Below are 7,314 nucleotides of genomic sequence, written 5' to 3'. Positions count from 1 at the left end.
TCACTTGTCATGATCCCCATGACCCTCCGACCGCCGAGAACAAGATCGAGTACCATCGCAACAAATGTTACCAGTGCCACCGTGACGACGCCTGCGGCCAAACGCATGACCGGCGACTTGCCGAGAATAAAAACAACTGTGCCGATTGCCACATGCCCCGCCGTGATACCGAGGTGGCTCATTTCGCACTGAGCAACCATCAAATTGGTGTCTACCCCCGCGGCAATCTACAACTCACAGCCGCTCCTAAATCCGACACACTCGATCCCGGCACAACCGAAGTCGAGCCGATCTTGGACATCGGCCATCTCGATCCCGCAGAGCGGCAGCGACTTGCCGCCCTAAGCAAATACGAACTCTATCGACGCCGGGGCGGCGACCCGAAATTTGCGGCGTTGATGCTTAAGGCCACCGAAGAATTGATCCAGATCAAACAGAACGGAAACGCCGATGGCGATGTTGACGCCGCCTTGATCTGGCTGGCCCGCGAACAGGGAGCAATTCCCATTGCCGAAGATTTGGCTCAAAAAGTTCTTACAAACGAAGCCGACATCGACGCCCGTATCGTTGCCGCCCACACTTTGGCTCGGATCTATCTCGATCGCGGTGAAAACCGCAAAGCGATCCCGCTCTACCAAATGTTGCAACAGCTTCATGTCGACGCGAGCGACTCGTATTTTCTGGGTTTGGCCGAGCAGAACGATGGCAACTCGGAAAAGGCAATCAAAGCCTTGCAGCATTCACTTGAAATCGATCCATCCCAAGTTGCGGCACGTCGAGCATTGGAAGCAATCTACCAAAGCTTGGGACGAACGACCGAAGCCGACGCACAGCGAAAAGCTGCGGAAATGTTTCAACGATTAAAAACTAAAAATCTCGAAACTCCATAGATTGCCAGGGGTTTCATTGGTGAACTATAATTCGTGAAGTAAGTGTGTGCCCCCCGCCACACCGCGACGTGAGTTTTGCACCCACAAAGAGTTTCTTCTCGCCCCTTTGCTCCCATAGCTCTTCCTTGGGAGATCCATCAACGCCTCCCCTTTTTCCGTGAATTTCTCTCGGAATGAATGCACTCGAAATGCGCCTTTAGGTTCTATCCGCACTTAGCCAACCGCAAACGTGATCACTGCACGCGGCTCCCTGCTGTCTCTATAGATGCGTCAATCTATAGACCAATCGCCTCCTTTTCCAGTTTGACTTATTTCGGAGTTTAGAAGATGAAAGAAAGATCGAGTTCTGGTTTCACCTTGGTGGAACTGCTGGTTGTCATCGCGATCATCGGTGTTTTAGTTGGACTATTACTTCCCGCCGTCCAAGCGGCACGTGAAGCGGCACGCCGGATGAGCTGCAGCAACAATTTCAAGCAGATCGGATTGGGGCTGCACAATTACCACGCAGCCTACGATCAATTGCCGACTCAAATGACCGGAACCAAACCGGGGACCGGCACGGTCGACGCGTTCTTTGGTGACCCGCCTGAGCTATCGCACAATCGACTCGAATTAAGTTGGCTTGTTGGATTGACGCCATTCATCGAACAGCAAGCGTTGTGGGAGCAGATCAGCAATCCATTTAATGACCCGTTGGGCAATGGCGTTTTCGCTGCGATGGGGCCTTGCCCGATGAAGGGGTTGACCGGCGGCGGTGGTCATGCGACTACCCAATACGATCCTTGGTTGACCGAAGTTCCCTCGTTTCGTTGTCCGAGTGATCCAGGAACGGGATTGCCCGCACAAGGACGAACGAACTACGGCGCTTGCATTGGTGACTCTCATTATCGTTCCAACGAAGGTGGACTGGACAACAACGGCAATACCGACTCGACCCGTTCCACCGGCGTTCGGGCCGCCTGTCGTGGTGTGTTTGTGTCGAGAAAAACGATGAAGTTTCGTGACATTCTCGATGGACTTGCCAACACGGTTTGTTCGGGCGAAATGATCACTGACCTTGGCGACCTTGATGTACGTGGACAGGCAGCACAAAGTACGATGAACGGCACCGACGGTGGCAATCCAATGTTCAAAATCGGCGGCGCCGTTTCGTGCCGAACTCACCTTGATCCCGACCGACCCCAGTTTTGGAAAAGCGGTATCTTGATGGTCGGCAACTCCGAACAACGACGCGGTTACAAATGGGCACTTGGCCGCCCGATGTACAGCAGCGTAAATACAATCCTGCCCCCCAACTCGGAACTTTGCATGTCCAACACCTACCACGGCACTGCTGGGATTTTCCCACCGAGCAGTCGTCATCAAGGTGGATGCCATGTGTTAATGACTGATGGTGCTGTCAAATTCATCACCAGTTCGATCGAAGCTGGCGACACCAACAGTGCGCAAGTGACCGACCAAGCCGCATCTCTGGCTCCGGGGTCGAAAAGCCCATTTGGATTATGGGGCGCGCTCGGAACACGTGCCAGCAATGAAACTCTCTCCGGAGATTTTTAACGATACGTTAGCACTCTTAATCCCCATCGCTGGATCATGAAACGATTACTCAGCGATTTACATCACTTCATAAACGTTCCGTCGTTCCTTCTCGATGAGACACTTTCCAAATCAGATAGAGGATTCGTATACAAATGAACTTTCAATTAAAGCAACACACGAACGCACGAAACAGATTCCGTTTGACCATTTTCGCGATCGGATTCATGGGGACGGTTGTGGGCTGTGGCGGTGGCGGAGACGCGGGCATCATTGCTGGAGAAGGTGAAATCTCTCGGTATATCCAGGAGCATCCTGAGCTGACCGATGCGTCAAGCGAGGAAGAAAAAGCGCCAACGCCCGAAGCTCCGGCCGGAAAACAAACGGCACGACGCAGCGACGCTTAGCCCAAACGCTTGGCAAAAGATTCTGAAAACGATTCTGAAAACGGCGGTGCGACCAAGTCGCTCGCCGTTTTTTTTTGCAAGTTAGGGCTGGCCGGCTTCCAATCCCAGAGAGTACGTTTCACCCACGCACGATCGATCGCCGGGCGATAGAGTCGCCATCGACGCAAAACTTTTTCTCTGCGGCGGAAACCAACGTCGCCACCACGCTGTCGATATTCGGCCCTGTCTCTAATCGGCAAATGGGCTTAGCCGCGAATCCCAAAACTCCAAAATCTATACACCTGTCATCATTCGGATCGGGTGTTTCGGGACTCATCCTCTACGGTCAAAACGCCGCAATGCACGAGCGAATCGCCTCGGTGCCTCTGCTGGCAAAAAACTATAGACATTGCCGTTTACCTATAGACTAGGACGAACAACGTTTGTACAGCCCTGATCACTTGTCTCAAAGCATTTCGGAATTCTTACGAAAACAGCCCCCCAAACGTTCGCATGGGCGCCCCCATTACGTTAAGGTTGCAGGTACATAATGCCCGTTCTGGTGGCCAAAAAGAGCTTTTATCCCCCGTTAATTTTCGGCCGCCCTGGACGAGCAATCTTTTCACGCTTGTTCATTGGAGTTCAGAGAGATGCAGACGAAACCGAAAGTTGGCTTCACTTTAGTGGAGCTTTTGGTGGTGATCGCAATTATTGGTGTACTCGTCGGGTTATTGCTGCCCGCCGTCCAAGCTGCTCGCGAAGCCGCCAGACGGATGAGTTGCAGCAACAATGTGAAGCAGCTTGGATTGGCGGTTCACAATTACCATGCCGCTTACAAGCAGTTGCCCAAATTGATGACGGGAACCTACGGTCCTGGAAACTTTGTCATTGCTGCCACGGGACACAATCGCTTGGGGCTTAGTGCGATGGTTGGCATGCTGCCATTTTTCGAACAGCAAGCGCTTTGGGAAAGCATCAGCAATCCATTGGATGCCGATGGAAATCCGGCAACCACCAATGACGTTTGGCCGCCAATGGGAGGAACTCCATTGATGAACGCCAGCCACCATGCGGTTAATGTTTACCAACCTTGGCTTACCGAAGTCCCCGCGATGCGATGTCCGAGCGATCCAGGCGTGGGGTTACCTGCGGCCGCTCGAACCAACTACGTCTTCTGTACAGGCGATTCGGCTTACCTGAGTAATTGGGGAGCCTTGCGAGACAACGGCGTTGATAATTTTGCAACACTGTCACGTGCCGCGCAGCGAGGCATGTTTATCGGTCGCAAAACCATGCGTTTCCGCGACGTTCTCGATGGGCTTGCCAACACCATCTGTATGGGCGAAATCACAACCGACCTGGGTGATTCGGATGTTCGAACACAACCCAAGGAATCGACCCTCACCAAAAGTGAATCGGGGCAGGGAATTCGATTGGCCGGCGGTGCTCTTTCATGTGAAGGTTTCAAGGACGCTGAACGTCCTCAGTTTTGGGATGGTGGAAAAACAGTAGGAAACTCCGAGCAACGTCGCGGATACAAGTGGGCATCGGGACGTCCATTGTATGCTCAGATCAATACAATTTTGCCACCCAACCGAGAGCTTTGCATCGACAAAACCTATCACGGAAATTCGTTGATTGCTCCGCCGAGCAGCCGTCACCAAGGTGGCGTTCATGTCTTGATGGGTGACGGTGCGGTGAAATTCATTACCGACTCTATCGAAGCTGGAAACAGTAGCTCGGCCCAAGTCTACGAAGGATCGTCCGTCAAACCAGGTTCGAAAAGCCCGTTTGGTTTGTGGGGTAAATTGGGCACACGTGCTGCGAACGAAACCATCGACGCAGACTTTTAGTCCGCAACCATTCGTTCGGCCGCTAGTTTGAGCGACGTTTCGTTCGTCGCTACCTGAATCAACATCTCATTTCATGCTCGTGACTGATGCGAGGCTGCGAGCCATCTCACATCAAAAGAGAAGCCTAAAATATGAATTGCAAAAAATGCGTTGGGTTATATAGAAAGATCAGCCACGGCCTCGCCTCGTTCTTGGTTGCCAGTTGCCTAGTCGTGACGGCTGGCTGCGGAGGCGCAAGCAGTGGTGAAGGAACCGCAACGAATATCGAAGAGATCACAGAATTTCTCGATGAGAATCCTGAACTACGCGAATCAGAGCCCGAAACCAGTGATCTTGATTCCAATGAGTTCGAAGGAATCACGATCACACGCGAAAAAGTTTAGCAGACGTTGAGCTCTGTCTGATTGACGAGATAACGGCGGAACGACAATGTCGCTCCGCCGTTTTTTTTTGCCAAACATACAACATTTGTTAGGACCAAACGCGAGGGCTACGGTACCGCAGCCGGTTGGCTTCATCGTCATCAACAAACGCTTCGGTATCAGGGTTGATCGTGAGTTTGCGTTTCAGAATCCACGAAAGCGCAGCGGCATGACAAGCGACATGCGATCGACGCATCACGGTCGGATTGCAAACCGTTTGCTGGCGACTCTTGACGCAATCAAAAAAGTTGCGGGCGTGGGCGGAAACATCGAGTCCACGGACACGCTTGGTTTGAGCCAGTTCGTCGTTAAGGCTCGCCGAGCTTGCCACGATCTCACCTTCGTCACCGGTTTCGACCGAGCCTTCGCTGCCGACAAAACGCACGGGACAGGTACCAAGCCGTGTGATCCAGCGTGGCCCCCGATCACCAAACGGATCGGCGAGAAAATCGATAACAAGTCTGACTCCGTTGGCATACGTGCAAAGGATGTTTTCGTCGGTCGGTTCGTACTGGATTGGCATGGTGTCGTCGGCTTGGTTTGCCCATTGGCACAAATCGACGGTGTGAGCGCCCCAATCCAGTAGTCTGGCACCGCTGTCAAAGTCGTATTCACCACGCCACCGACCGGCAACGTATTTCGAGTTATACGGCCGCCACGGAGCGGGCCCGAGCCACATGTTCCAATCACACACCTCCTTGGTTGGCGTTGGCTCGCCGGGCAACCATTCATTCCGCAGCGTCGGAATATAGACCGACGCATACAGCGATTCGATTTTTCCAAGTCGACCGGTTTGCGCCAGCTGAACAGCGGTTTGAAAATTGGGGACGCTCCGTCGCTGGGTTCCCGCTTGAAAGATGCGTCCAGTCTTTTTGAACGTTTTGGAGATGTTTTGGCAATCGCCAATGGTGATCCCGCAAGGCTTCTCGCTGTACACATCCTTGCCGGATTCAGCGGCCAAGATCGAAGCAGCAGCGTGCCACCGATCTCCGGTTGCGATGATCACCGCATCGATATCGGGACGGGCGAGCAGTTCACGAAAATCACTATAGAGTTGGCAGTCGCGATTGCCATAATGATCGTCAACCATTTTTTTACCGGCATCACGACGTGACTGTTGCACGTCGGCAATGGCCACACATTGCACATCGCCAAGCTGCAAAATCGATTTCATGTCATAGGTGCATCGCGGTCCCATCCCAATCACGCCCAGCGTGATTTTTTCGGATGGAGCAACGTGTTCGGCGGCTCCGAGCGATCGTGATGAAACGAAGTAAGGTGCGGCCATCGCCGCGGCGGAGGCCGAAACAGCAATAAAATCACGTCGGTTCGTACGATTTGGCGTTTGCATTGGCAGGGATCCTTGGAGCAGGTGAGTGCAAGGTGAGGTGAGGTGAGGAAACGCTTCAGCGTTATGTCCCCATCATACCCCATCGCCCCCGCCCCGTAGGCCGGATCGCAGCAACGCGGAGATCCGGCATCCGCGGCGAAAGCGAATTCACCAACACATTCGCATCATGCCCATTGTCGTTGATCGCTCCGCGATCACAACGCGTAGGCCGGATCGCAGCAACGCGGAGATCCGGCACGCAGCTAAAACGAATTCACCATCACCATCGCATCCCGCCGGATCGGCGCCGCTATCGCGACTTGATCCGGCCTACATCAATGGATCCGGCCTACTTCGACCTACACGAATGGCACTTAGACTTTGGTCTTGAGCTGCTCTTTGGCGGACTGTAAAAACTGCAACGCGTCGATCGGCGTCATTGCGTTGACATCCAATTTTTGGATGTCGTCCAACAGCGGATGATCGGCAAAACCAAACAGTGTCAATTGGAAATTGCCGTTACTGTCGCCTTTCGCAGGTCCGCCCAATTTGGGGCGATCCAACGCATCGCGATGCTCGTGCTCCAATTGTGCCAAGACATCCTTGGCGCGTTCATTGACGGCCTTGGGGATACCGGCAAGTCGTGCGACATGAATTCCATAACTCTTATCGGCACCTCCGCTGACGATACGGTGCAAGAACACCACCTCGTCATTCCACTCTTTGACCGCGATGTTCAAGTTGGCCACGCGGGGCAGCGTTTCTTCGAGCTGTGTCAACTCGTGATAGTGCGTAGCGAACAACGTGCGACATCCCACTTGTTCGTGAAGATGTTCGGTGATCGCCCACGCCAACGACAATCCATCATAGGTGCTGGTCCCACGTCCAATTTCGTCC

At 53.3% G+C, this 7,314-nt stretch carries 6 protein-coding genes and 1 pseudogene; 5 read left to right on the top strand and 2 right to left on the bottom strand.

The genetic code is table 11. The annotated features are described in order from the left end of the window. The 5 genes and pseudogenes from RMSM_RS09345 to RMSM_RS09320 all read left to right on the top strand — a co-directional run. A pseudogene (locus RMSM_RS09345) lies at window positions 1-890 on the top strand (hypothetical protein); the annotation flags it as partial. A gap of 327 nt (window positions 891-1,217) precedes the next feature. Then, window positions 1,218-2,447: a DUF1559 domain-containing protein gene (locus RMSM_RS09340; RefSeq protein ID WP_008694629.1), complete on the top strand. Its 1,230-nt coding sequence runs from the start codon at window positions 1,218-1,220 to the stop codon at window positions 2,445-2,447. A 134-nt stretch (window positions 2,448-2,581) separates the two neighbouring features. Then, the gene (locus RMSM_RS09335; protein WP_008694628.1) at window positions 2,582-2,833 is read left to right on the top strand and encodes a hypothetical protein; all 252 of its coding nucleotides are present in this window, start codon (window positions 2,582-2,584) and stop codon (window positions 2,831-2,833) included. Between the two features lie 629 nt (window positions 2,834-3,462). Next, window positions 3,463-4,665: a DUF1559 domain-containing protein gene (locus RMSM_RS09325; RefSeq protein ID WP_040764968.1), complete on the top strand. Its 1,203-nt coding sequence runs from the start codon at window positions 3,463-3,465 to the stop codon at window positions 4,663-4,665. 131 nt (window positions 4,666-4,796) lie between these two features. Continuing rightward, window positions 4,797-5,048 carry a hypothetical protein gene (locus tag RMSM_RS09320; protein WP_040764967.1) on the top strand — a complete coding sequence of 84 codons (252 nt, stop codon included), beginning with the start codon at window positions 4,797-4,799 and terminating at the stop codon, window positions 5,046-5,048. An 88-nt stretch (window positions 5,049-5,136) separates the two neighbouring features. Here RMSM_RS09320 and RMSM_RS09315 read toward each other — a convergent pair whose 3' ends face one another. Further along, complete coding sequence (locus tag RMSM_RS09315) at window positions 5,137-6,438, bottom strand: Gfo/Idh/MocA family protein (protein WP_008694617.1); 1,302 nt, start codon at window positions 6,436-6,438, stop codon at window positions 5,137-5,139. A 353-nt stretch (window positions 6,439-6,791) separates the two neighbouring features. Continuing rightward, on the bottom strand, window positions 6,792-7,314 hold a 523-nt coding region (locus tag RMSM_RS09310), incomplete at its 5' end, for a MutS-related protein (protein WP_040764966.1).

It is taken from the genome of Rhodopirellula maiorica SM1 (genome assembly GCF_000346295.1).
In the GTDB taxonomy this organism is placed as follows: Bacteria; Planctomycetota; Planctomycetia; order Pirellulales; family Pirellulaceae; genus Novipirellula; species Novipirellula maiorica.
The sequence above is the reverse complement of the archived record's forward strand: the minus strand, read 5'-3'. Positions and strand labels throughout refer to the sequence as shown.

What these genes read in the sequence shown, in the direction of transcription:
- RMSM_RS09320 (WP_040764967.1), top strand. Translation starts at nt 4,797, where the DNA reads ATGAATTGCAAAAAATGCGTTGGGTTATATAGAAAGATCAGCCACGGC.
- RMSM_RS09325 (WP_040764968.1), top strand. Translation starts at nt 3,463, where the DNA reads ATGCAGACGAAACCGAAAGTTGGCTTCACTTTAGTGGAGCTTTTGGTG.
- RMSM_RS09315 (WP_008694617.1), bottom strand. Translation starts at nt 6,438, where the DNA reads ATGCAAACGCCAAATCGTACGAACCGACGTGATTTTATTGCTGTTTCG.
- RMSM_RS09340 (WP_008694629.1), top strand. Translation starts at nt 1,218, where the DNA reads ATGAAAGAAAGATCGAGTTCTGGTTTCACCTTGGTGGAACTGCTGGTT.
- RMSM_RS09335 (WP_008694628.1), top strand. Translation starts at nt 2,582, where the DNA reads ATGAACTTTCAATTAAAGCAACACACGAACGCACGAAACAGATTCCGT.